20 protein-coding genes and 4 pseudogenes are annotated in these 23739 nt (G+C 41.2%); 11 read left to right on the forward strand and 13 right to left on the reverse strand.

What is annotated here, in order from left to right:
- Positions 1-99: 99 nt before the first annotated feature.
- On the reverse strand, positions 100-1389 hold the full coding sequence (locus tag CAL7507_RS04060) for a CCA tRNA nucleotidyltransferase (RefSeq protein WP_042341176.1): 1290 nt from the start codon (positions 1387-1389) through the stop codon (positions 100-102).
- A 143-nt stretch (positions 1390-1532) separates the two neighbouring features.
- Between CAL7507_RS04060 and CAL7507_RS04065 the strand changes: the two genes are divergently transcribed.
- From CAL7507_RS04065 to tsaB, 5 genes are all read left to right on the forward strand, one after another.
- A complete protein-coding gene (locus CAL7507_RS04065; RefSeq protein ID WP_015127155.1) occupies positions 1533-1781 on the forward strand; it encodes a Ycf34 family protein in 249 nt (82 codons plus the stop codon).
- 220 nt (positions 1782-2001) lie between these two features.
- Positions 2002-2295 carry a hypothetical protein gene (locus CAL7507_RS04070; protein ID WP_236556865.1) on the forward strand — a complete coding sequence of 98 codons (294 nt, stop codon included), beginning with the start codon at positions 2002-2004 and terminating at the stop codon, positions 2293-2295.
- Between the two features lie 220 nt (positions 2296-2515).
- The gene (locus CAL7507_RS04075) at positions 2516-3304 is read left to right on the forward strand and encodes an S-layer homology domain-containing protein (protein WP_015127157.1); all 789 of its coding nucleotides are present in this window, start codon (positions 2516-2518) and stop codon (positions 3302-3304) included.
- Positions 3305-3307: 3 nt separating this feature from the next.
- Positions 3308-5200 carry a WG repeat-containing protein gene (locus tag CAL7507_RS04080; RefSeq protein WP_015127158.1) on the forward strand — a complete coding sequence of 631 codons (1893 nt, stop codon included), beginning with the start codon at positions 3308-3310 and terminating at the stop codon, positions 5198-5200.
- 93 nt (positions 5201-5293) lie between these two features.
- Positions 5294-5968 (forward strand): tRNA (adenosine(37)-N6)-threonylcarbamoyltransferase complex dimerization subunit type 1 TsaB, encoded by a 675-nt coding sequence (gene tsaB, locus CAL7507_RS04085; RefSeq protein WP_015127159.1) that lies wholly within the window; start codon positions 5294-5296, stop codon positions 5966-5968.
- 288 nt (positions 5969-6256) lie between these two features.
- Here tsaB and CAL7507_RS04090 read toward each other — a convergent pair whose 3' ends face one another.
- Positions 6257-6499 (reverse strand): hypothetical protein, encoded by a 243-nt coding sequence (locus tag CAL7507_RS04090; protein WP_015127160.1) that lies wholly within the window; start codon positions 6497-6499, stop codon positions 6257-6259.
- 370 nt (positions 6500-6869) lie between these two features.
- Positions 6870-8153 (reverse strand): aspartate aminotransferase family protein, encoded by a 1284-nt coding sequence (locus tag CAL7507_RS04095; RefSeq protein WP_042341791.1) that lies wholly within the window; start codon positions 8151-8153, stop codon positions 6870-6872.
- A gap of 144 nt (positions 8154-8297) precedes the next feature.
- Between CAL7507_RS04095 and CAL7507_RS04100 the strand changes: the two genes are divergently transcribed.
- The 3 genes from CAL7507_RS04100 to CAL7507_RS04110 are packed head-to-tail and all read left to right on the forward strand — an operon-like array spanning position 8298 to position 10416.
- Positions 8298-9362, forward strand: a complete 1065-nt coding sequence (locus CAL7507_RS04100; RefSeq protein WP_042341177.1) for a TrkA family potassium uptake protein — start codon at positions 8298-8300, stop codon at positions 9360-9362.
- 45 nt (positions 9363-9407) lie between these two features.
- Complete coding sequence (locus tag CAL7507_RS04105; protein ID WP_015127163.1) at positions 9408-10028, forward strand: hypothetical protein; 621 nt, start codon at positions 9408-9410, stop codon at positions 10026-10028.
- The gene (locus CAL7507_RS04110; protein ID WP_015127164.1) at positions 10021-10416 is read left to right on the forward strand and encodes a type II toxin-antitoxin system death-on-curing family toxin; all 396 of its coding nucleotides are present in this window, start codon (positions 10021-10023) and stop codon (positions 10414-10416) included. The genes CAL7507_RS04105 and CAL7507_RS04110 overlap by 8 nt, the downstream gene beginning before the upstream one ends.
- Positions 10417-10459: 43 nt before the next feature.
- Here CAL7507_RS04110 and CAL7507_RS04115 read toward each other — a convergent pair whose 3' ends face one another.
- From CAL7507_RS04115 to bchH, 3 genes are all read right to left on the reverse strand, one after another.
- A complete protein-coding gene (locus CAL7507_RS04115; protein ID WP_015127165.1) occupies positions 10460-10687 on the reverse strand; it encodes a type II toxin-antitoxin system HicA family toxin in 228 nt (75 codons plus the stop codon).
- On the reverse strand, positions 10687-10893 hold the full coding sequence (locus CAL7507_RS04120) for a type II toxin-antitoxin system HicB family antitoxin (protein ID WP_015127166.1): 207 nt from the start codon (positions 10891-10893) through the stop codon (positions 10687-10689). The genes CAL7507_RS04115 and CAL7507_RS04120 overlap by 1 nt, the downstream gene beginning before the upstream one ends.
- 244 nt (positions 10894-11137) lie before the next feature.
- Complete coding sequence (bchH, locus tag CAL7507_RS04125) at positions 11138-14773, reverse strand: magnesium chelatase subunit H (protein WP_015127167.1); 3636 nt, start codon at positions 14771-14773, stop codon at positions 11138-11140.
- Between the two features lie 542 nt (positions 14774-15315).
- On the opposite strand from bchH, the gene CAL7507_RS04130 reads away from it, so the two are divergent.
- Positions 15316-16257: an N-acetylmuramoyl-L-alanine amidase gene (locus CAL7507_RS04130; protein WP_015127168.1), complete on the forward strand. Its 942-nt coding sequence runs from the start codon at positions 15316-15318 to the stop codon at positions 16255-16257.
- A gap of 864 nt (positions 16258-17121) precedes the next feature.
- Here CAL7507_RS04130 and cas2 read toward each other — a convergent pair.
- The 7 genes and pseudogenes from cas2 to CAL7507_RS04160 form a co-directional block, all read right to left on the reverse strand.
- A pseudogene (gene cas2 / locus CAL7507_RS04135) lies at positions 17122-17328 on the reverse strand (CRISPR-associated endonuclease Cas2); the annotation flags it as partial.
- Positions 17329-17400: 72 nt separating this feature from the next.
- Positions 17401-18332 (reverse strand): annotated as a pseudogene (gene cas4 / locus CAL7507_RS04140) (CRISPR-associated protein Cas4).
- A 186-nt stretch (positions 18333-18518) separates the two neighbouring features.
- Positions 18519-18731: pseudogene (locus CAL7507_RS32940) on the reverse strand (ISKra4 family transposase); the annotation flags it as partial.
- Between the two features lie 239 nt (positions 18732-18970).
- Positions 18971-19096 (reverse strand): annotated as a pseudogene (locus CAL7507_RS32945) (HTH domain-containing protein); the annotation flags it as partial.
- Between the two features lie 323 nt (positions 19097-19419).
- Positions 19420-19650, reverse strand: coding sequence for a hypothetical protein (locus CAL7507_RS04150; protein WP_015127169.1), 231 nt, complete (start codon positions 19648-19650; stop codon positions 19420-19422).
- 134 nt (positions 19651-19784) lie between these two features.
- A complete protein-coding gene (locus CAL7507_RS04155; protein WP_015127170.1) occupies positions 19785-20543 on the reverse strand; it encodes a YebC/PmpR family DNA-binding transcriptional regulator in 759 nt (252 codons plus the stop codon).
- Positions 20544-20641: 98 nt separating this feature from the next.
- Positions 20642-21781: an RNA-guided endonuclease TnpB family protein gene (locus CAL7507_RS04160; protein ID WP_015127171.1), complete on the reverse strand. Its 1140-nt coding sequence runs from the start codon at positions 21779-21781 to the stop codon at positions 20642-20644.
- 50 nt (positions 21782-21831) lie between these two features.
- Between CAL7507_RS04160 and tnpA the strand changes: the two genes are divergently transcribed.
- A complete protein-coding gene (gene tnpA, locus CAL7507_RS04165; RefSeq protein WP_015127172.1) occupies positions 21832-22233 on the forward strand; it encodes an IS200/IS605 family transposase in 402 nt (133 codons plus the stop codon).
- 123 nt (positions 22234-22356) lie between these two features.
- Positions 22357-23652: an ABC transporter substrate-binding protein gene (locus tag CAL7507_RS04170; protein ID WP_015127173.1), complete on the forward strand. Its 1296-nt coding sequence runs from the start codon at positions 22357-22359 to the stop codon at positions 23650-23652.
- Positions 23653-23739 lie beyond the last annotated feature (87 nt).

A 23739-nucleotide genomic window follows, 5' to 3' on the forward strand; every position in this document is an offset into this window, starting at 1 on the left:
TTTATATCGAACGCTCGTTATTTGTAAATCTTAAGTTATTTATACCTGATGCGTCAAGAGTCAAGAGTCAGGAGCGATTGGTTATTTTTCCCCTATTGCCTATTGCCTATTGCCCTCATCCAATAACTGACGGGCGAATGCGATCGCCTCTGTGGGTGTAGAAAGTTTTCCTTCGGCTTGGGCGATCGCAATTTCCATCAGCAGGTTGCCAACTACTGGCGAAGCTGGAATTTTTAGTGCTATGATGATCTCCTTCCCACTCACTAATGGAGTGGGATGAGCGACCAGATCATCAGGGTTAAGGTAGCGGCGGATTAAGGATGCGTAGCTGCTCTGTAGCTTATCGTCAGACATCGCCTCTACCAGATTATCACGTGATAAAGCTAAAACTGCTGTGGCAGTAAACGCAATACCGACTTCCTGGAAGAAAAAATACTGTTCTCGTAGCGTCATATTGGTTAATGTGAACCGCGAGGACAGTTTCAGGGCGGTAGTGATAGAACGGATTTCTGCACGACTATAAGTTAGTTCCTGTAACTCAATCTCTGCAATTTCAGGCTGAGGGTGGACAAGACAAGCAAGTTTGGCAATACCTAACCAAGTAGTTTTGATGGTATCGCGGACATATTCTTGCAGCCTTCCTTCCAGAGATGGCCAGGTTTTTGCTAATAAAGCAGCTGCGCTATCAACTGCAGCAAGTTGCTTAAAGCCTTCTCGTGTGGCGTTTTTAAACAAAGGCGCAATTAAACCATCTTCCGCAGCGCTGGTGATCCAAGGAGTACCTTGAGGAGTAGCCAGCAAATAGCCAATTTCTACCCGCACTCGTTCAGTTGCAACATTCGTGATGTGTGATGCTAAATCCCGAATTGTAGCTTGGGTATTTGACTCAATAGTAAAACCCAGTTGGGCGGCTTGGCGATAGGCACGCATTAACCGCAAAGGGTCGTCTTTCAGGTTAGCAGGTGATATCATTCGCATCACACCCTGTTGTAAGTCAAGCAAGCCTTGTAGAGGATCGATGATTTCTTGAGTATGGGGATTATAAGCGATCGCATTGACTGTAAAATCCCGTCTATGCAAATCAGTCTCTACACTAGCTCCTTCCTGTTGGGCAATATCAACAGTAGCGTGGGGAAACACCACACGGGCGATTTGTCGTTCACGATCGAGTAAGACAAAACCAGCTTGATAATGATGAGCGATCGCTCTTGCTAGCTTAACCGCACCCTGTGGCACAACAAAATCTAAATCCAAATATTCCCGACTTCTGCCAATTAGCGCATCCCGCACCGCACCACCTACCAGATATGCCGGTTGTGGTAATAATTCCAGACTAAAAGGCCAATTTTCAGGAGCTAGTTGAGCAACAGCAGAGTCATTCATTGTCATAAAATCATTAAAATACAGAATTCCAGATGTATTCTGACTCCTGTATTCCAGATTCTCCTTCATAAAAATCAACCCAACAACTCATGAATATAGGTTGGGCTTAAGCTACATTAACAATAAAGGTTCCTGGAGTTGGTTCTATCATGTGTATTTGCGTGAACTGCCACTATGTAGATCGCTGTGCAACTTACAACGCCGTAGAAGCGCAGCACCAACAGCCTCACTTGACAGAAACACCAGATTTTGATCCTAATGAACCCTCAATCAACGTTAACATCCGCACCAAAGATGATTTCATTGAAATGGAATGGGATGTGGTTGGTTGTCTCAGCTTTAAGCAAGAAACTGGTAAATGGTCAAAATTACGCCCTGGTGAATTAGTCCCGACTTGACAAATAATTACTCATTCATCATTCCTCATTAAATAGGACAGATGAGGCACAATCTGCAGTAGGCGATGAAAAGAAGCTGCCTTAGAGCTACCCCCGCCTTTAGCGATCGCCTGATTTGCAAAATAGAAAAAATGCGTAGGCGCAGGGATCGCTTTTATAATGATCAAGAATTAACATTTTACTCACTTGACTGTCACGCCTTTAAAGTAACAAGGAAAAAATGATGGCTGAACTCAAACTCAGGTCAAAAGATCCAGAGTCACTCAGACGAATTATTCAAAGTGCTTTGTCAGAAAGATTACAGAGTGTGACAGCAGGAATAACAAGAACAGAAGAACGTCTTCAGGAATTTGAAACCAAATATCAATTATCGACAGAGGAATTTATAACCAGCTTTAATAATGATGAGTTATCCCATACTTTTGACTTTGATGAATGGCGGGGAGAATCTCGAATGTTAGCACATTTACAACAAACAAAAGAGTCTATAGAGGAGATTGATTTTGTTAATTGAAGATTATTTTCAGCAGATATAGTGCGATCGCTTGATATTTATTGTAGGCGATCGCCAAATCCCGCGTGTCCTCCTCTGCGTAAGAAAAAGTCATATTTTCAATCAGCAACCCCATTTTTTTGATTCTCAGTGCCCTCAAGGGGATATAATCTTCCAATAGACATAAATAAGTAAAGCAGAGTTTAATTGATACAGGCACTCACCAGCTTTTTCTCTATTTATGTTCAACGAGTCGATTTTTGCAGACATTCAAAACCATTGGGCAAAAACATCTATTCTCGCTGCAGCCCAGCGAAATATATTAAGAGGATATGCAGACGGGACTTTTCGCCCCTATACACCCGTGACTCGTGCTGAATTTGCGGCGATTATTTCCACAGCCTTACCGAAACAGCCGTCATCTCGCCCTGGGATTACCTTTACAGATGTACCGGCTAATCACTGGGCGGCTAAAGCCATCGCCCAAGCGTATCAGACAAAGTATCTATCGGGCTATCCCAATAGTTTATTCAAACCCAATGAACTCATCAAGCGTGTGCAAGCAATAGCTGCTCTAGCTTCCGGGTTAAATTATGGCGTCACAGTAGAGCCGATGAATACTTTAAAAACATATTATGATGATTTTGGGCAGATTCCCAGTTATGCGGTGAGTGCGATCGCCGCCGCCACTGAAAAGCGCATTGTGGTTAACTACCCAGACATCAAACGCTTGCAGCCCAATCAAAACCTCACTAGAGGCGAAATCGCCGCATTTATTTGTCGAGTTCTGGAAATTCCTACCATACCTTATAAGTATATTCCTGGTGTAGAATTGTTCGTGATTCCACCACAATTTGATGCAGCTGATGCCTTTGTGGAAGGATTCGCACGGGTACAAAAAGATAATCAGTGGGGTTATATAGACAAAGCTGGTAAATTTATGATACCACCACAATTTGATGAAGCTCATCCTTTTGCAGAAGGATTGGTATTAGTAAAAGAAAATTTAAATAAATCAAAATCAAACTAATTCATGGAAATTCGCGGTATTTGGATCACTACAACAGCTAGCCAAGTCCTGAACTCTAGAAAAAATATTGCCGAAGCGATGAACTTTATCGCCGAAACAGGATTTAACGTAGTCTTTCCTGTTGTCTGGAATAACGGCGTCACCACTTATCCCAGCCGAGTTATGCGGGAAAACTTTGGGATAGAAATCAATCCGCGATTTCAAGATAGAGATCCTTTAGCCGAATTAATTGTCGAAGCCAAACGAGTGAATCTTGCTGTTATCCCTTGGTTTGAATATGGCTTTGCTAGTTCCTATCAGAAAAATGGTGGTACAATCATTGCTAAAAAGCCAGAATGGGCGGCGCGTGACTCTGCTGGTAATTTACTTGTTAAAAATGGTTTTGAGTGGCTAAATGCTTTTGATAGCGAAGTGCAAAATTTTCTATTAAGTTTATTTTTAGAAGTCATTAAAAACTATGAAATTGCCGGGATTCAAGGCGACGATCGCTTTCCTGCTTTCCCCAGTGAAGGTGGTTATGAGCCAAAAACTATTGAACGCTATCAGCAAGAGTTTAATCAACCGCCGCCTGCAAATTTCAAAGATCCACAATGGTTACAGTGGCGTGCTGATATTCTTTCCAATTTTTTAACCCGCGTCTACCGCGAAATAATTAGTATAAATCCGGAATTAATTATTTCACTTGCGCCGAGTGCTTATCCTTGGAGTTATGAAAACTACCTGCAAGATTCTCAAGCTTGGGTGAATTTGGGATTAGTCGATTTAATTCATCCACAATTATATTATCGAGAATTTGAACTTTATAAAAAAGATATAGATCGGCTTTTAGTTAATCAATTTACTAAACAACAATTGCCACAACTAATTCCTGGTGTACTTTTAAAACAAAATACATATCGGATTACTCCGGAACATTTAGTCCAAGTAATAAACTATAACCGTTCTGTTGGTATTCAGGGAGAAGTTTTATTTTTTTATGAAGCCTTGCGAGAAGATAATAATGCTTTAGCGAATATTCTCAAATCAGGGAGTTACTCTCAACCTCCTGGAAAATTTGATCAGAAAGAAATTAAAAAATATGGCTTTACTCATCGACGCATAAATGGAAGTTTCACTTATATAAATACATCACAAGAAGTTAGCCTAAAGGCAGAATTTGATTGGGTTGAGCCATTTTCCGAAGGGATAGCAGCCGTCAAAATGGGTTACAAATGGGGTTACATTGATAAAATAGGAAAACTTATCACTCGCCTCCGGTTTGATAGTGCTGCACCTTTTTCAGGAGGAATAGCCTTAATAAAAATTAATAATAAATATGGCTATATTGATAAAACTGGCAAGCTGATAATTTCCTTACAATTTGATGATGCTAAATCATTTTCGTCAGGTATGGCATCTGTAAAACTAGCCGATAAGTGGGGATATATTGATAAAACAGGCAAAATCGTTATTCCTGCTAAATTTGATGATACTAAATCATTTTCTGAAGACTTAGCAGCCGTAAGAATAGCTAATCAATGGGGATATATTGATAAAATAGGTCAAATTATAATTCAATTTCAGTTAGATGATGCCACAAATTTTTCCGGAGGTTTGGCATTAGTTAAACGATTGAATAAATTAGGATATATAGATAAAAACGGAAATTTTATAATAGAAGCCAAATTTGACGAAGCCGATATTTTTTCAGAAGGATTAGCCCCTGCTAAAATGGGAGGTAAATGGGGATATATTAATCAGTTTGGTGAGTTTGTAATTCCACCAGGTTTCGATTTTGCTAAACCTTTTGCTCAAGGTATGGCATTAGTTAATATTGGTGGAGAATTGAAACAAGACAAAGAACAAGGAAAAGTATCCTTTGTGGGTGGTAAATGGGGATATATTCGCAAACCCTAAAAATAATATATGTAGCCATGATTTTGACGGGCTAAATAATTATTTAAAAAATCAAATTTGTCAACACTAAAAAAATAGATATTTAAATTTACTTTGATTACTAAAATAGAAAATATAAAAACAGTAAAATATGGTTTATCACTGCACACAACCACACCTGAGTTAGGTTTAGCAATGAGTAATTTTGTAGGTGAAACTCGCTCTCATGTATGGAATTTAGGGCGTGATTTATCCAGTCAAATACATCAATATTTAATAGAATTTATCGAACCGCAAACTTGGGTAGATTTATCATTTATAGCCGTAGCCAAAGGGCCTGGTGGTTTTACAGGAACGCGGATTGGGGTTGTGCTAGCTCGGACTTTGGGGCAACAATTAGATATTCCTGTATTTGCGATTTCTACTTTAGCAGCAGTAGCTTGGAATGAAAAAGGTAAGAGTCAAAATAATCAGGCGATCGCTGTAGAAATGCCAGCACAACGGGGTCAAATTTTTGGTGCTATTTATCAACCTCATCCTGATGCTTCTGGACTCATAACTTTATTACCAGATACTGTGTTCACACCAGAATCATGGCAGGAAACTTTAGCTAATCGCAATGATAGTTATCAATTAATTAAAGCTACATCTGGGTTGGCAGCGATGGTGACAAGTATTTTAGAATTGGCTGATTTAGAATGGCAACAAGGTAAGCGTCCTCATTGGGCTGAGGCTTTGCCTTATTATGGGCAGCATCCGGTGGATAATATACTAGTACAAGAAGGCTGAAGTATGAAGTATGAAGTATGAAAGTAAGAAATATACTGTGGGCTTTTTGTGGTTTTAGAATGGTAGCTTGATTTACGCCGTGGCGTACTAGTAGTCTGTCAGGGTTGAAATGAGGGACTGTAGTGTGAGCGTCTCGCTCACGCGGGCTTTTCGGCCCGCACTACCAAAAACCCCTCAAAACAAAATTGACAAACCACTAGGTGCATAAATTGTTTTTTCTCACGCATTCGGCGAAGCCGTTCTCGCAGAGTAGGCGCAGAGGCGCAAAGAAAGAGCGCAAACATTAAGTTATTTACCTTTGCTGTTACGTTCATCTAGTGCCTTATTGATGGCATTCCTACAGAATTCAGCTTTTTCGTCACCTAGTTCTTTTAGCTGTTCATTGGTTGTCTTGGTAATCCTAATATTCAGCCTTTCGGATAATGGCTCATCTCTATCGGTAGTGAAACCGTGGTCTTTAATATTTGGATTCCCACCTTTACGAGTCACAGTGTAACAGCCATGATACAAAACTTGCTTAGTAATGAGCATACATATTATTAGTTATATTCAGTGGTTGTTACTTTGGACGGTGGCAACCACTGAAACCCCTGTAATACTGATGCTTCCGCGACTCTGCTTTCTACTCTCCCACCTTTGGAAAATGGTGATAATTGGTGCGTGACGCTATAAGTCCTGAGTCTACGTACAGAGTTTTGTCACAGCGTCACACCGACGAAAATATCCAGTGCCAGTTGCGTAAGTCCTAAATACGTAGGGGAGCTACCCTCGTGCGCGGTGAGCGCAGCCACACGTGCGTCCGAAGCACCGGGTGGACTGCCGAATCCGGAGGAGTTTCCCGCGTTGAGAGGAGTGGCGTTGGGCAATGCCCACCCTACAGATACTACGAACTTATGAGAACTTATTTGGTGATAGTTGCAATCGCATGATCAACAGCTTGCAAAGCTATATTGATTTCTGCCTCGGTGACAATCAGTGGTGGGACAAACCGGAGGACTTTTGGCCCTGCGGGGACAAGTAATACACCCTCCTCTATGGCAACTTTGACGACATCAGCGGCGGTTTGCGGGATGTCGGCTTTTAACTCTAAACCGTTGATTAAACCCCATCCCCGGACATCAGCGATGTAATTGGGATATTTGAGGGCGATCGCTCTTAACCCCTCTCGCAACTGTTCGCCTCTAGCTTCTACATTCTGTAATATATTTTCTTTTTCTATTGTTTGACAGACAGCCAGCGCCACTCCACAAACAAAAGGATTACCGCCAAAGGTGCTAGCATGTTCACCTGGTTGGAAAACGTCACAGAATTTCTTGCTCATCATCGCACCGATGGGGATACCGCCACCGAGTCCTTTAGCACTGGTGAAGATATCCGGTTCAACGCCGAGATGTTCATAACCCCATAACTTACCACTGCGCCCCATCCCCACTTGTACTTCATCGAAAATCAGCAACACGCCAGTTTCGTCACAAATTTCCCGCAGCCTTTGGAAGTAAGCGCGATCGCCTGGACGAACGCCGCCCTCTCCTTGCAATGGTTCGATGAGAATTGCGGCGACACGGTAATCACCTTCGTCTAGCTCAGTTACTGCTGCTTCTATCGCATTAACATCGTTGTAAGGTACGTATTGAAAACCAGGAACTAAGGGATCAAAGTATTTTTGATACTTAGGCTGTCCGGTGGCGGTAACTGTCGCTAGAGTCCGCCCGTGGAAACTGGCGTTGGCGGTTAAGATAATCGGTTGTTCAATGTCTAAAACAGTGTGGGCATATTTCCGTGCTAGTTTAATCGCCGCTTCGTTAGCCTCAGCACCAGAGTTGCAGAAAAATACGCGATCGGCGCAGGAATGTTGCACAATCCATTTTGCCAATTCACCCTGTTCCGGAATGTAGTACAAATTAGAGACATGATGCAGTTTCTGGATTTGGCGTGTTACCGCTTCTACCATAGCTGGGTGGGCGTGTCCTAAGGTGCAAGTGGCAATTCCTGCCACAAAGTCTAGATATTCTCGCCCCTGTGTATCCCAAACCCGGCATCCTGCACCCCGTTCTAGGGCTAAGGGAAACCGGGCATAGGTAGACATGACAGCCTCATCGAAGCTATCTGTATCGAAGGGACTAAGTGCCAAAGAATCTCTCTTTGGGGGGATGGTGGCTTCTCCAACTAGGGTTTCTATGCTCACTACCGCTCCTTTTGATAATCCTTGATCATTCATATAGTTATCTACTAGTTTCCTAGAAATTCTTAAAAAAGTCTGATAATTTTTTGTTTGTTTGGGGTTAGCCCTCAGATATTCTCATACGAGTGACAGAGGTGAGAAAGAATTTTGTATTCAACGCCTGAACAAAAATATCAACGTATCCAACAGGAATTAATGGCTGGGGCTTATGCTCTGGGCGGTGTTTCCTTGATTGGTACTTTGTGGTATCGACTAGTAGAGGGTTGGTCATGGGCAGATGCAGCTTATATGACAGTAATTACCTTAGCAACTGTGGGATTTGGGGAAATACACCCATTGGGCGATCGCGGACGGTTATTTACCATTGCCTTGATTTTAATGGGTGTAGTCAGTATCGGTTATATTGTCAATAGATTCACAGAAGCTGTGATTCAAGGATACTTTCAAGAAGGAATTCGATTACGGCAACAGAGGCGCTTAATGGAATCCTTGTCAGAACATTACATCATCTGTGGGTTTAGCCGCACTGGTCGGCAAATTGCTAAGGAATTTTGGGCAGAAGGTGTACCTTTTGTAGTGATTGATTCTGAGGTGGAGTCAGTACAAAGAGCGCAAATAGCAGGTTATACGGTTTTTCAGGGAGACGCTACACTAGATGACTCACTTTTGAAAGTGGGGATTGAGCGGGCAATTTGTATCGTCGCAGCCCTACCTTCAGATGCAGAAAATTTATATACAGTATTATCAGCGAAAACTTTGAATCCAGAAATTCGGGCGATCGCTAGAGCTAGTACAGAAGAGGCTCTACAAAAGCTACAGCGGGGCGGTGCAGATGCTGTGATATCACCCTATATCACTGGCGGCAAGAGGATGGCTGCAGCGGCTCTCAGACCCCAGGTGTTGGATTTTGTGGATGGTATCCTCACGGGTGCTGACCGCCAGATGTATATGGAAGAATTTCTACTTGACCCAGCATATTGTCCCTTTGTAGGTCAAAGTTTACAGAAAGCGAAATTGCGATCGCAAACCGGGGCTTTAGTTCTCGCCATTCGTCGTACTGATGGTAATTTAATTGGTGGACCGACTGGCGACACTGTTTTAATGCCAGGGGATACCCTGATTTGCATGGGTACGGCTGAACAATTGCGTAGCTTGAACCAACTGCTGGGGCCGATTAATTCTAAACAGCTACGGCGACCGAAAAATATTTGATAGAGACAAAGTTTGGTTAAAGTAAATAAACCAGGTATATAAATAATGGTACACAGCTTCGTATTCCCACAAGAAACAATCGCAAGCATTCAGCAGCAGTTAGAAAAACTTCAGGGATGCTTAAATAATCCTAACCCTCAGGATGAAGTAATGGCAGAGATACTTGAGTTAGCAAATAGCAGAAAAATATCTCTCAGTCAGCTTCGAGAAGAGTTTAAAGAGTTTCAGCACAACCTTAATAGATTTACTAAACTGCGTGAGCAGTTAAATGAGAAAATCAAACAAGGTGAATTAGCAGTTTTGCTTTGTGTTAAATGCAATTTTATTCTCAAAGAAATTGCAGGTGAATACTGGTACTTCTTTTTGAATAAAGACGGTAAAGAAACCTTTAAAATAATGGCGAAAGACTTTATAAATATATACCAAACATTAAAAATTGCATCTGGGTATGAAGGTGATGAGAATGAAGATACATATATTATATTGCAATCCCTAAAACACCTCATACAATCACTAGTCCAAGCTAGTTTACGAGTGAACGCATTATCTGAAGAAGAAGTTAGTGGTTTGGACTTGGGAGACATCACGCCCCAAGAATCAGAAACTATGCTGACTTCTTTAGCATCAACGAAAAAATGGGATTGGGTTTACAAAAATCTTGCATAATCCTAAATTTATAGAAAAACAAGATGTGTTAAGTATACACAGTAAGCAGATTAACCGATATGGTGGCTTACTTGGTATACGTGATGAAGGCTTGTTAGAATCTGCCATTTCTCAACCTCAAGCAACTTTCGGAGGAGAATTTTTACATCCTACAATTTTTGAACAAGCAGCAGCATATTTGTTTCACATTATTAATAACCATGCTTTTGTAGATGGGAACAAGCGAACCGCTTTTGATGTTATGGTGACATTTTTGAATATTAATGATTATGAACTTAATATGACACCAGAACAAGCTTATGAATTAACAATGCAAGTAGCTGAAAATAAATTGAGTAAGGAAGAGCTAACTACAGTACTACAAAATTATATTACAGAACTGTGTTAATGCCGAAAGATACTCTGCCCAATGCCCTATTTTTAAGGCAGGTCTAATTTTCCAAAGCCTGCAAAAATTCATCGAGAGTTATTCCTGCTTTAGCAATTAAACTTCGCAAAGTACCACGAGCCACTTCGCTATGATTTGGTATTGAAAGTGTAGCTGGGTGTCCTTCTTTTGTAAGAATAATGTGGCTACCACGCTGACGCGCAACTTCCCAACCAAGTTTCTCAAATGTCTTAATTACCTCCGAAGGCTTTAATATTGGTATTGCAGCCATCAGACAGACACTTCCACTTCACGAATATTTACAGTCAAAGGCATTCCTTTTTCAGCCCTCACTGCTAAACATTCCCTGATTGCTTCTTGAATATTTTGTTCAGCTTCTTGTTCTGTCTTTCCTTGACTGACGCAACCAGGAATAGAAAGACATTCAGCAATAAAAATTCCATCTTCATCTTGGAAAATAGTAATTAGAAACTTCATGATTTTTCCCTAGCGATTAATTTTTATTGGTAAGTTTTTTTTCTGCGAGTTCCCGATTTGATATTAGAATCAATAATAGTTTGGCTCACAGCAATCTCCTTTGTAGATTTATAAAATGAATTTTTCGGCGTTGCTGAATCAGGTAAGTTTCTTTGTACCTTTGCGTCTTTGCGCCTTTGCGTGAGATATATTTATATTCTCAATCAGCAACGCCAATTTTTCAGCCTTGACTATTCCTAATTTACTAAACTGTCACTCCCTCCAATTCCTCATCTGTCAACTCATATAATTGACGCAACTTATCTAATTTATCTTGATCAGCTTGCCAGAAACCGCGCCCATGTGCCTCTAACATTCTGCCTAAAATATTGCGGAAAGCTTCAGGATTTGCTTTGCGTAACTTCTCCGCCATTTCTGGATCTAAAGCGTAAGTATCTGCGGCTTGATCGTATACCCAATCATCTTTAAAATCAGCAGTACCGCCCCAACCAATTAAGGCTGTCATGCGTTGAGAAATTTCAAATGCACCGCCAGAACCTTGACTCGCCATTGCATCCGCCCATTTGGGATTGACTAACTTCGTGCGGTATTCCATTCGCAGCAAATCGTCTAAATTGCGGGGTGTAGTATCTTTCGAGAAACTCTCAACAAAGCTGGTAGTTACCTTCTTATTGCTTTGCTTTTCTGCTGCCCTTTTCAAACCACCAGTATTAGCGTAATATTCTTGAATATCGGTTAAACCATATTCTACAGAATCGATTTCTTGAATTATGCGATCGCTTGTTTTCAACAAAGTATTCAAAACTTCAGGTCTAGCTTGACCTTTATCTTGTCTACCATAGCTAAACACGTTCCGACTTTGCCAAGTATTACCTAACTCTTCGCCAGATTCCCAGTTACCATCCACAACTCTATCATTCACCAAAGAACCAAAATCACCCGCAGGATTAGAAAACAATCTCGCCGATACATTTTCTACCCCTTGGGCTTTTAAAGCTAAAGCATGTTTTCTGATAAAATTTTGGTCTTCCGGTTCCTCAGCATCAGCCGCCCGTAGAAATAAATCATCCAATAATTCGATGATATTTACAAAACTATCTCGGAATATACCAGACAAATTGGCTAACACATCAATCCGGGGATGTCCCACTTCAGCTAAAGGCTTTAATTCATAACGAACAATTCTCCCAGTCCCCTCCTTCACAGGTTCAGCACCTACTAATTCCAAAAGAATTCCCAACGATTCACCCTTAGTTTTAATTGCATCTAAACCCCATAACATCACCGCCACAGTTTCCGGATATTTGCGATGTTCTTGTAAATGCTGGGCAATAATTTTTTGAGCAATTTCTCGTCCCCTTTCATAAGCCGCTGCTGAAGGCATTCTATAAGGATCTAAAGCATGAATATTCCGCCCCGTCGGCAAAACACCAGCCCCATCCCGCAGCAAATCACCCCCAGGCGCAGGCGGAATAAACTCGCCATTTAAACCTCTCAGTAAATTTGTTAATTCATCAGTAGATTGCATCAACAAATCTGTAATTAGTTTTTTCTCTTCTTGGTCGATTGGTGATTCTTCTCCAAAATAAGCCTCCAAATACCCCGCTAAACCCTCCTCACTCGGACTTTCTCCCAATGTATGCAACCCAGAAGAAAACAACCGATTTTCTAACACCTGCAAATACTCATACAACTTCACCAGATAATCATCAAAAGCATGATTACTAAACATTGTGATATTTTCTGGACTAAAGGTAATACCCAACTTTTTCGCGTCCTCAAACGGACAATCAGACTCTAAACCAGTGTCTAAAATCTTCTTACAAATCCCTTCCTTCAGCAGATAATTCTTTTGCGTATCTTCTCGATATTCCGAAATCAAATCCCGCAAAGATACCAATTCCTTATACAAACCAGCACGTCCATAAGGCGGGACATTGTGAGAAATTAACACCCCATAACCGCGACGTTTCGCCAACATCGATTCTGAAGGATTATTCGCTGCATATATATATAGATTAGGCAAATTTCCTAACAAAATATCTGACCAAGAATAGCCAGTATTGCCAAGAGGAGAACCGGGCAACCATTCCACAGTACCGTGCATCCCAAAATGAACTATAGCATCAGCTTGAAATTCATTTTGTAGCCATTTATAAAAAGCAGCATATTGAGGATGTGGTGTTAAATCTCGCTCAAACATTAACCGCATGGGATCGCCTTGAATTCCCAAAGGCGGCTGTACACCTATCCACACATTTCCGAACTGCACACCACCAATTTGAAACTCATCACCATAAGTTTTAATTCCACTTCCTGTCAGAGATTTCCATTGCTTTTCAATGCGAGAAGTGCGGAGATATCCCAACCATTTTTCTAGTGTGCGGGCGTTTACAGTATTGGGACTCTCCTCATCTGCTGCTTTCACCAAGTGAATTAACTCTTCCCCATCTTCTGGTAAATCCCCCACGTGATAACCAGCTTTTTCCAACGCATGGAGAAACTTAATTAAACTACGCGGTACATTTAATAATGCAGCTGTACCCACAGCCCCATAACCAGGGGGGAAGCCATACAAAATAATGGCTATTTTGCGTTCTGAGGCGGGTTTTTGTCGCAAAGCTACCCAGCTTTTCACCCTACCAATTAACCGTTCTACCCGTTCGGGAACCAGATAAATATTTTCGCCCACCAAGCCGCCGAGGGGAACGGTATCAATTGCCCCATCCAGTTCTGGTAAAGCATATAATACGACACTTTGCAAGCCGCCGATACCTTGGCGTGTCCAAGAGTGGATATCTTGAATTAATAATGGTGCGGCGACGAAGTAGGGGACATTTTTAGCGGTGAGGATGCGTTTGGCTACTTCTACCTGACGCCCTGCTTCCATTGAACCAGCAGGGCCACCTACCAAGGGGAAGCCGATGGTGGAAATAATAGCATCGACTTTAACGGCTTCTAGGGAAAGTGAGGGAGTTTCAATATTACCCTGTTGACGTTGTTGAATTTCGTAGTTGGTTGTCATCCAGTCCCGTACTGCTACGTGTCCTTCGACACCATTAATAAAGATGGGCAAGGGAATTAACCCCGCTTCTTCAAAACGGCGTATGAGTTGAGGAATATATGGTTGTTTGGTGATGACATGTTTGCGATAAAGCAGAATTCCCACAACAGGTTTTGTAGAGACGCGATTCATCGCGTCTTTACGGTTTTGATACCATTCCAGATATGCTTTTGGCGATTCAAAAAAACCTGGATAGTCGAGATGGAGTAAACCCATGTTGGGGGTTTCGATGGGTTGGGGAATATCACCGATTTTTAAATCTAAGTATTTTTCTGCTAATGTCCAGAATAATGAGGCGACGTTTTCTGAACCGCCTGCATTCCAGTAACCATAGATAATTAGCCAGTTGCGTAAGTCTTGCACTTTCTGCACTGGTACATATTTGAGGAGTTTGGGGCCAATTTTTAGGAAGCTGATGTAACCGGCGAGTTTGTCTTCTTCTCGTCCGTTGCTGAATTTGTCTAAGATAAATTTAACTGGTTTGGGCATTCCTTTCGGTTTGTCCCCAATAGCAAAATCTCCCAGCTTGGTTAAACTCATCAGTTCCAAGGCTGACTCAAACACAAGCCGGATGGGGATTTGGGCAATGCGATCGCGTAACCACACAACTTGGTCATAATCAAATAGTAAGCTGCCAAAGAAAACATCAGCGTCTTTCAGTGCTGCTGCTACTTCCTCTGGGTTGGTGGTAATATTGCGATCGCTAAATACCCGAATATCTAACTCACCACAGCGAGAATTAGCTAAAAAAGCCGCTTTTCTATACAAGTCAGCGTTGAATGATTCAAACCCAGCAATCAAGACGATCCGTTTCATGGCCGTAAGCTACGCAATATTTCTTTACCTTGATCTTAAACGTGCTTTCTGGCTGAGTGAGGAAACATCTACCCATAGTTTATTCGTCCTTTCACCAGATGAGAGACACCGCAAGTCACAAGAATGACGGTGGTGTGAGGTGATTTAGCTGAATATATATGAGATTTTTATCAATCATCTTTACCGGAATCTTAAGTTTTATTTTATACTACTAAGGTTTATTATGGTCAATATCCTATTCACATTCACTTAAATACACTTATTGAGAATGGGGCAGAGAAAATCTGGAATCGGGAATCAGGAATGGGTAGTTCCGACTTGGCACTCATTACTCAGAACTTTTTCCAGTCAGGTAGATATTAACAACCGAACAATTAACTTTAGCCTTCAAACCCTTTCTCACAGCTAAGTTTTGTGATCTAAAAAAGAGATGTTTCCCTCATCTTAAATAAAAGGAAGGTTGGAAGTTAAATTGTGTTTAGTATCTGCACAATCAAAGTGAAAAAATTAAACTATTATAAGAATGAGTTGAGGATAAAAAAATGAAATTTGGAATTGATAGTGGGCATAATTGTCCTCCAGACACAGGTGCTAAAGGATTCAAGTTTGAGGATAATCTAACTTTAGATGTAGGAAATAGAGTCATAGCCAAATTACAAGCTTTAGGGCATGAAGTTGTAGTTTGTAGACCAACTAGCGCTAGTACAGTACGCGATTCCCTTTCCAAAAGATGTGATAAAGCTAATGCTAGCAAAGTGGACATTTACGTTTCCATTCATTTTAATTGCTTCAATGGACAAGCGAACGGCACGGAAGTATTTGCTATTAGTAACACCAGCAATAAAATTGCCAAGCCTGTATTAGATGAAATCGTCAAATTAGGATTTTTTAATCGCGGGGTTAAGAGTGGTTCCCACTTATTTGTTTTGAGAAATACAAATATGCCCGCGATACTTGTAGAAGGTTGCTTCCTAGATTCTAAAAAAGATATGGATCTGTATAACCCAGAAGCAATGGCCAATGCCATAGTTAAAGGCTTAACAGGTAAATTGCCAACTACTCCTGTAACCCCCGTACCAGATGAGGAACAGAATGCAGACACGACAATTCTCAGACTACAAAAAGCTTTAAATCGACTAAAAGTCACCGATAAAAACGGTAAATCCTTACTAGAAGATAATTTAGCTGGTGCTGCAACAAACTCTGCAACAGCAAAATTTCAGACTATTGTGGGACTCCCACCAACGGGATCTGCCGATAAGGCTACGTGGGATGCAATTAATCTGATTTTAGCCAAACGCATCATCAGACAAAATCATGCTGGTGGCCCAGTTGTCAGATACTTAGAATATCGTTTTGGTTCCCAGATTGACGGTGTCTATGATTCAGTATTGGAGTTGAAGGTTAAAAGCTTCCAAAAGCAAAATGGTTTAGTTGACGACGGGATTATTGGTAATCTTTCTTGGCAGAAATTAATTGGTTAGTTACAGCGTTTTGCAAGTACGTAAGTACACCCCTCCCTAACCCTCACCTTGGTAAGGGGAGGGTGCGCGATAGCGCAGATGGGGTATTTCTGTACCTGATGAAGTTGAAATCTGCTGTATTAGCAATTAGTAACTAATCTAAATTATGCAAGTGTAAGTTCAATGAAATTGTCAATCACTCATGGAAGAATTAGAAACTCATGATGATTGACAATTTTATTGATAAAAAACCCACTGTGAGTAGCAGTGGGTCAAAATGGTATAGTGTGTAGTTACAGGAAAATCAGTGATTAGGTAAATATCTGCTATGAAATATAGAGTTTAACAGGGTAATGATTCTTATTAAGTTTGCTGTGAATTATCCTAAATTCGATAAATCTTACATCTACTGCTAAGGTAGCCAAGACTAGAATCAAGAGTAGAGATGAAGCTAACTTAACTCACTATTTTAAGTTTATACTCTCATCTAATAACAGATAATATTACTATCGCAAAATAATGTGTCATTGTTTTGTCGCTTGTGTAAATTTTATATATAGATTTCGATATTTTTTGCTTCGACTAACTCAGTTTTATCGCCAGCTAAATACTATCTACAACTGTTTCTCAAAGCATCCGTTTCTGATAATACAAGCACCTTGTTTAAGGAAGCAACAAAATAACCCGGTTTTCACTTAAAGCTTAACGGCATCATCACTAACGATAGTAGACAATCTGAAAAACCCTTGAATTGCCTAGCTTTTGAATGGTTAGAAGAAAATGCAAGCACCTCCAGTCTAGCTCAAAATCTGGAATTGCAAGCCCAATAAGAGTTTCCCGCTTCTGTTCTTGTGTCTGAGGATTTCCCAGTTAGAGATCCATGCATCAGACAATGCGGTATGCTTCATCTTGGGATGACCAAGCTCCTGAACGATTATAAGCTGGGATGCTGGCAACGCACTGATGGGATAAACGAATCAAAAGTAGGCTATCTTCTGGGGCTAAAATCTGTTCGAGTTCCCAGCGTAACTTTTCACGCGATCGCATACTCAGCCAAGAGCGAAAAATTGAGTATTGCATTCTCTCTCCATAACCTTGAAGTAAGTTTTAAGCTTTGCGCCAGCGTTTTGGATCGCGAATGTCGTAACAAATCAGGTAGCAATTTTATTGACAAACCACTAGCGCCAGGGGTGCAGCTTGTGAACGAGGTTGATGATAAAAACCTAAAGCAGGTTCTAAGCCAACAGTCAAGATGGCATTCATTACATCTTTCAGTAACAAAGCATACCAAAACTCAGCATTGCATTGAACCTATCTTGAGGCGGACGGCGATTTCTGTCAGCAAAGTGCAGTTCCTTGGGCATTTCTGGTGAAATCAAACAGGGTAAGGCACTAAAATATAGTGCGGCTAAATTCCCCACCTGACGAGCCGGAACTGTCTCTACAGGTTGATTGCGACGGGTAATTTTTATTTGTTCTCCTGTTCTCCTAACACAGGTTCCAGGTTCCAAAATGTGAATTACTTGCCGTTCATCATCTTCAGGAAACAGGCGAATTGGTTGCCACTCTTTATCATGGGCAAGTTGCGCTTCTTCTGGCAAACAGACAGGAGCCAAAGAACAACGGGCGCATAATCGTTCGTTATTAGTTACTGGTGGCCTGTGTGTCGATTGTCTGAGGATGCGTGCTTGTTGAATTGCTTCTTTAACTGCTGTCCGTCCGGCATCATCCACCGGTACGTGAACTAACACATTATCAGCATGGTAGCGAATGCGACCTTCTTTAACTGTGATTCCCCAGGCTGATTCTAACAGATAAGCATAGGCGAGAATTTGTAGGCGATCGCTCTCCCAAGCTTGGGGCTTGCCCTGAGCGGAGTCGAAGGGTTGCTTATTCTCATCACGATAACAGCGACCGCGTTTGTGTTCGTAGGGGATTGTTTGCCCGTCACGTGTCCGGAGAGCATCCAGCCGACCGCGTAAACCTAATTCTTCGCTTTCGAGAAATAATTCTTCCCATTCCTCATCAGAGGAAACGGGATTTTCGAGGATATTTGAAAAGTATTGGACGAATATAATTTGATACCACACTAGCATTTTATAACCCACGCAAGTGGGTTTCGTCTGTGTATCCGCGATTTCCAATCGCCAAGGCTTTTCTCTTAGGAATTTAGCCCAGCCCGTTGAAAGATTGTGTTAGGAGTAATTTCTAATTTTGGTAACAAATCATCAGTAATTACTGGGAGCATCTCAACTTTGTTAGAACAAAAGAACTAGTAACACCTAAAGCTTGTCGTTAAGATAAGCACAGCGATGCTTGAGGACTTGAGAGACATTAGATTCATTCCATTGTGCTCCAGAGATTTTTAATCGCCGATCTATCTGTTTGATAGTAGACTCGATGGCACCAGAACCAATAGAGCAAATACCTTCGGTTTGATAATAATCATAATTGACAATTCGATGGCGATGGGTTGACAAATACTGACAAAAGTTTGTAAACGTTCACTCAAGCGGGCGATCGCACTTCGTAATTGCAACGCATAAGGCGAACCAGCATAGGCTTCTAACATTCTTGCGCCAACAGTCAGGGCAAACAGTTCACCCTTCGTTAAAGGAATACTTGGCAACCGCCACTCTGGATCAGTGTAATGATGACCCAACTTAGAGCTATACTCCAAAGGTGCATGAAAGCGATGGCTGCGCCAACGTCTGCGACGAACGCGCAGAAAAGCCAAGTCACTACGAATAGTCCGCTCACTCACTTCTAACTCTTGAGCAAGGCTTGGAGTTGTTAGCCTCTGCGTAGTTCTCAGCAATGAATCAATCTGCAATAATCGCTCTAGATACCGGGGAGACATAAATTCTTTAGCGAACGAGTTAGCTTATGCTCAAGCCTAAAGTAGTTACCCGGCAAAAACACTTCCGCCTGAAAAATTTTACTAGTACTTAAAATATATTGTTAAAATTAATACGAACTTGTATATCTTCTCAGCATATTTTTTAAACAGTATAGCGATCGCCCTTGCTTGCCGTGAATCAGGTGAGATATATCTGTGAAATCTGTCGAGCTCACGTAAAAAAGAACTCAAACTAAAAGCCTCGCTGTAATTTACCGCGAGGCTTAAAAATATCTAGTGTCTTCTAGGAACAAGACTAAATATAGTTTTTACAGAGAACATAATTACTTTTTAGGTGCTGGAGTAACAGGCGTTACTTTACTGTTCGCCTTTTTACTACGACGATGCTTCTTCACAGTAGATTTCTTTTTAGCTGCTTTAGGGGCTTTGGTGGCTTCAGCTTTGGTGGTTGTAGTTTGAGTTTTAGCTGGTGCAGCTTGAACTTCAGGTGCAGAAATAGCGACGGGGGCTGCAAGTACTAAAGCTAGGACTAAAGCTTTTGCTAACTTGTTCATCAGAGGCTCCTTGATTTGAAAGAATCGACAATCGAACTATCCCATAGGCGTATGTCAAAGGTTTGAAATTGCTATGAATTTTGTGTGTCTTTTTTAACTAAATGTAATATGGATAACAAAGAATATACACTTCGTTAAACAATGCTTGCAGCCATGAGATGTTCTGCCATTTCAAAATTAGATGTAACATTTTGTACATCATCTAAGCCTTCTAGAGCATCAATTAACTTGAGGAGCGATCGCGCTTGTTCTGGGTCAACAACTTCGATATGATTACTAGGAATCCAGCGCCATTCCACATCTGTCACCGGAAAGCTTTTGTCTTTGAGTGCTTGATGGAGAGTCTCTAAATTTTCTATCTGGGTAAATACTTCCGCTATCTCATCCTCATTCATCTCATAATAATCAGCACCACCTTCTAGAGATGCTTCTAAAAGCAGTTCCTCATCAACTATTCCAGACACCACACAAACGCCCTTTTGGGCAAACATCCAGCTAACACAACCCGTTTCTCCGAGATTGCCACCGTTTTTACTAAAAGCTACCCGCAAATCAGCAGCAGTTCGATTACGATTATCTGTGAGGGCTTCGATTAAAATTGCTACACCACAAGGCCCGTATCCTTCGTAGCGAATCGCTTCTAAACTATTATTATCTGTGCCAAATGTACCTGCCCCTTTAGCGATCGCTCGATCAATATTCTCATTAGGAATACCCGCCGCCTTAGCTTTATCAATAGCCGTACGAAGTTGAAAATTTCCCGTTGGATCTGGAATACCGCTTCTCGCAGCAACAATAATCGCCCGCGACAGTTGAGTAAAAGTTTTTCCCCTTTTTGCATCTACTACCGCTTTCTGGCGCTTAATATTTGCCCATTTACTATGTCCTGCCATAATCTCAAATTATCTCAACTCTCTTTCAAAATTAGGATATATTTGACATACTCACTGCCCTTGCAGGGCAGTGATTCTTGACGGCTCACAGCAACTAGCTAACCGTTGCTAGTCTGACAGTCGCTCCCCATCCGTTTTAGGTCGTGCCGATGCCCCATGCCGACCATTTCTACATTTCTAGATGCGTTTTCATCCCTTTCCTGCTCAGTACCGCAACTTAAACAAAGAATTGAGCGCACAGAAAGGTCAATTTTACCCCAACGAAAACCACAGCATGAGCATACTTGGCTAGTAGGTTGCCACCTATCTATTACGCGAAAATCACGGTTAAACTTTTCCGATTTAGCCGCGCATTGGTTCCTAAATTCTCGCCATCCCTGCAAAATAATTACCCTAGATAGCTGACGATTTTTGACCATTCCTGATATGTTTAAATCTTCCAAAACAATTACTTGGTTGTCGTTAACTATTTTGGTTGATAGCTGATGTAAAAAGTCTTTTCTAGTATCAGAAATGCGGTTGTGTAGTTTAGCTATCCTTATGCGAGTTCTATTTCTCCTTTTTGAGTCTTTTTGCTGACGTGCTAATTTTCGCTGCAATTTACGAATCTTGCGGTCATGCTTTGAGTAGCTAGGGCTTAAAGCTTTTTCACCATTACTCATTACAGCAAAAGTTTTTATACCTAAGTCAATACCTATGCTTTGGTTTTTAGCAGTAGTAACATTGGGTTCAACTTCTACTACAAAGCTAAGAAAATAGCGATTGGCACAGTCTTTAATTACCGTGACTGAGCTAGGTTCAGAAGGTAAATCTCTTGACCATATTGGTTTAATTGTCCCAATTTTAGCTAAATAAACTTCTCCATCTTTCACAGAAAAACCAGATGCAGTAAATTCTGCTGATTGTGAGTTAGTTTTCTTCTTGAATCTAGGCGTACCAACCTTTTTCCCTTTTCGCTTACCTTTAAGAGAATTGAAAAAGTTTTTGTAAGCAGTATCTAAATGTCTAAGAGACTGTTGCAATGGTACTGAAGAAACATCAGATAGCCATTTTCTTTCATCAGTCTTTTTAGATTGGGTAAGCATTGCCGAGAGTTTATTATATCCGGGCAGTTTTTCAGATTGCTTACAGAACGCTAAAGCATCATTCCAAACAACCCGAACACACCCAAACAACTGGGCTAAATTCTGCCGTTGTTGGTCTGTTGGATAGAATCTGTACTGATACCTAGCCTTCATGTTTATGGTAGGATTGGTCTGTTAAGGTATTCTACATTGGTCAGTCGAAGATGGCAAGTGGTTTAAGACATGAAAGGCATAGCGTTTCCGACCTAAAAATACATTTGGTCTGCGTTACTAAGTATAGAAGGAAGATTTTTACTCATGATAGTCTTGAACTAATCCACAGATCATTTGCAGAAGTAGCTAAAAAAATGGATTTTCAAATACTTGAATTTAACGGAGAATCAGACCACGTTCACACATTAATTGAGTTTCCACCTAAACTTTCAATATCTCAGATTGTTAATGCACTCAAAGGGGTGTCCAGTCGTAGATACGGACAGGCAGGATTCCCTAAACCCTATGGTAAACAGGCTTTATGGAGTCCTAGTTATTTTGTATCTTCCGTTGGGGGTGCGCCTCTTGAGGTTCTTAAGAAATACATCCAAAATCAAGAAAAGCCGTCGTAGAACTACGGGGTTTTAAACCCAAATTTTCGATAAATTTTGTGAAAGGGAATGGGGATTGTTGACGGTTGACTGGGGGGATGAGGGAGATGAGGGGGATAATAAATGACCAACAACCAATGACAAATGACAAACTACCTTACTCGTTTCCTACTATTCTTGCTTGTAGGCATACTAGCTATAAGTGCATGTCAGACTATCTTACCTGGTGTTAAACAAGCTCAGGTTTTTCATCTTACCCTATGGCAAGGTGTGAATCCGCCGCCAAATCGGGATGTATTACAAAAGCTGGTAGATAAATTTAATCAAACTCACCCAAATATTCAAGTAGAGTCGCTTTATATTGGGCAACAGGATCAGCAAATGCCCAAGATTTTAGCAGCAGTGGTAGGAAATGCACCGCCGGATTTATTGTGGTATAATCCCACGATCGCCGGACAGTTGGTAGATTTAGATGCCATAATTCCTTTGGATAAATTGCTGGCAAACTCACCAGTGAAAGACGAAATTGACCCCAATTTATTTGCATCGATGGAATATCAGGGGAAAATTTGGTCTGTACCTTTTGCGACAAATAATGTTGGGATTTTCTATCGTCCAAGTTTATTTAAGTCTGCCGGCGTGACTGACTTACCCCGAACTTGGCAGGAGTTGCAGCAAACTGCTCAAAAATTAACTCGTGATACCAATGGTGACGGACGCATAGATCAACATGGCATGGCGCTACCTTTGGGTAAGGGAGAATTTACGGTATTTACCTGGTTACCGTTTATGTGGAGTGGCAGCGGCGAATTGATCAGTGGTGATTCACAAACTGCTGCAGGAGTGGTTTTAAAAGACAATCAACAGGCGATCGCTGCTTTGCAATTCTGGCGTGATTTAATTACAGATGGTGTCGCTGTGTTATCAGAACCAGAACGGGGTTATGAAACAAATGACTTACTCACTGGTAAGATAGCCATGCAATTAAACGGCCCTTGGTCTTTGGGAGAATTGCAAGCAACTGGTATTGATTTTGATGTGTTGCCGATTCCCTTTGCTCAACAACCTGCTACTAGTATTGGTGGAGAGAATTTATTTTTTTTCAAAACCAATCCAGAACAAGAAAAAGCTGCCTTTGAGTTTGCTGAGTATGTTTTGAGCGCAGAATTTCAGACAGAATTAGCACTAGGTACTGGCTATTTACCCGTAAATTTAAAGTCACGCCAAAGTGACGAATATCAGGAATTTGTGCAAAAGTTCCCACAGGTGAAAGTTTTTTTAGAACAAGCAAAATACGGGCGATCGCGTCCAATTTTTCCTGGCTATAATCGGATTTCCGACAATTTAGGTCGCGCAATTGAATCTGTATTGTTAGGTAAATCTTCCCCAGCCGCAGCACTCAAAGCCAGCCAGCAGCGCTTAGATTTGATTTTTAAATAACTCTTTTCACCGCCCCTTGTCTCTTGATTGAGCAACACTTATAAATATATAGGAATCCTATTTGATTTCTGAACAAGACTAAGAGAG

The sequence above is a fragment of the Calothrix sp. PCC 7507 genome (genome assembly GCF_000316575.1).
Lineage (GTDB): Bacteria > Cyanobacteriota > Cyanobacteriia > Cyanobacteriales > Nostocaceae > Fortiea.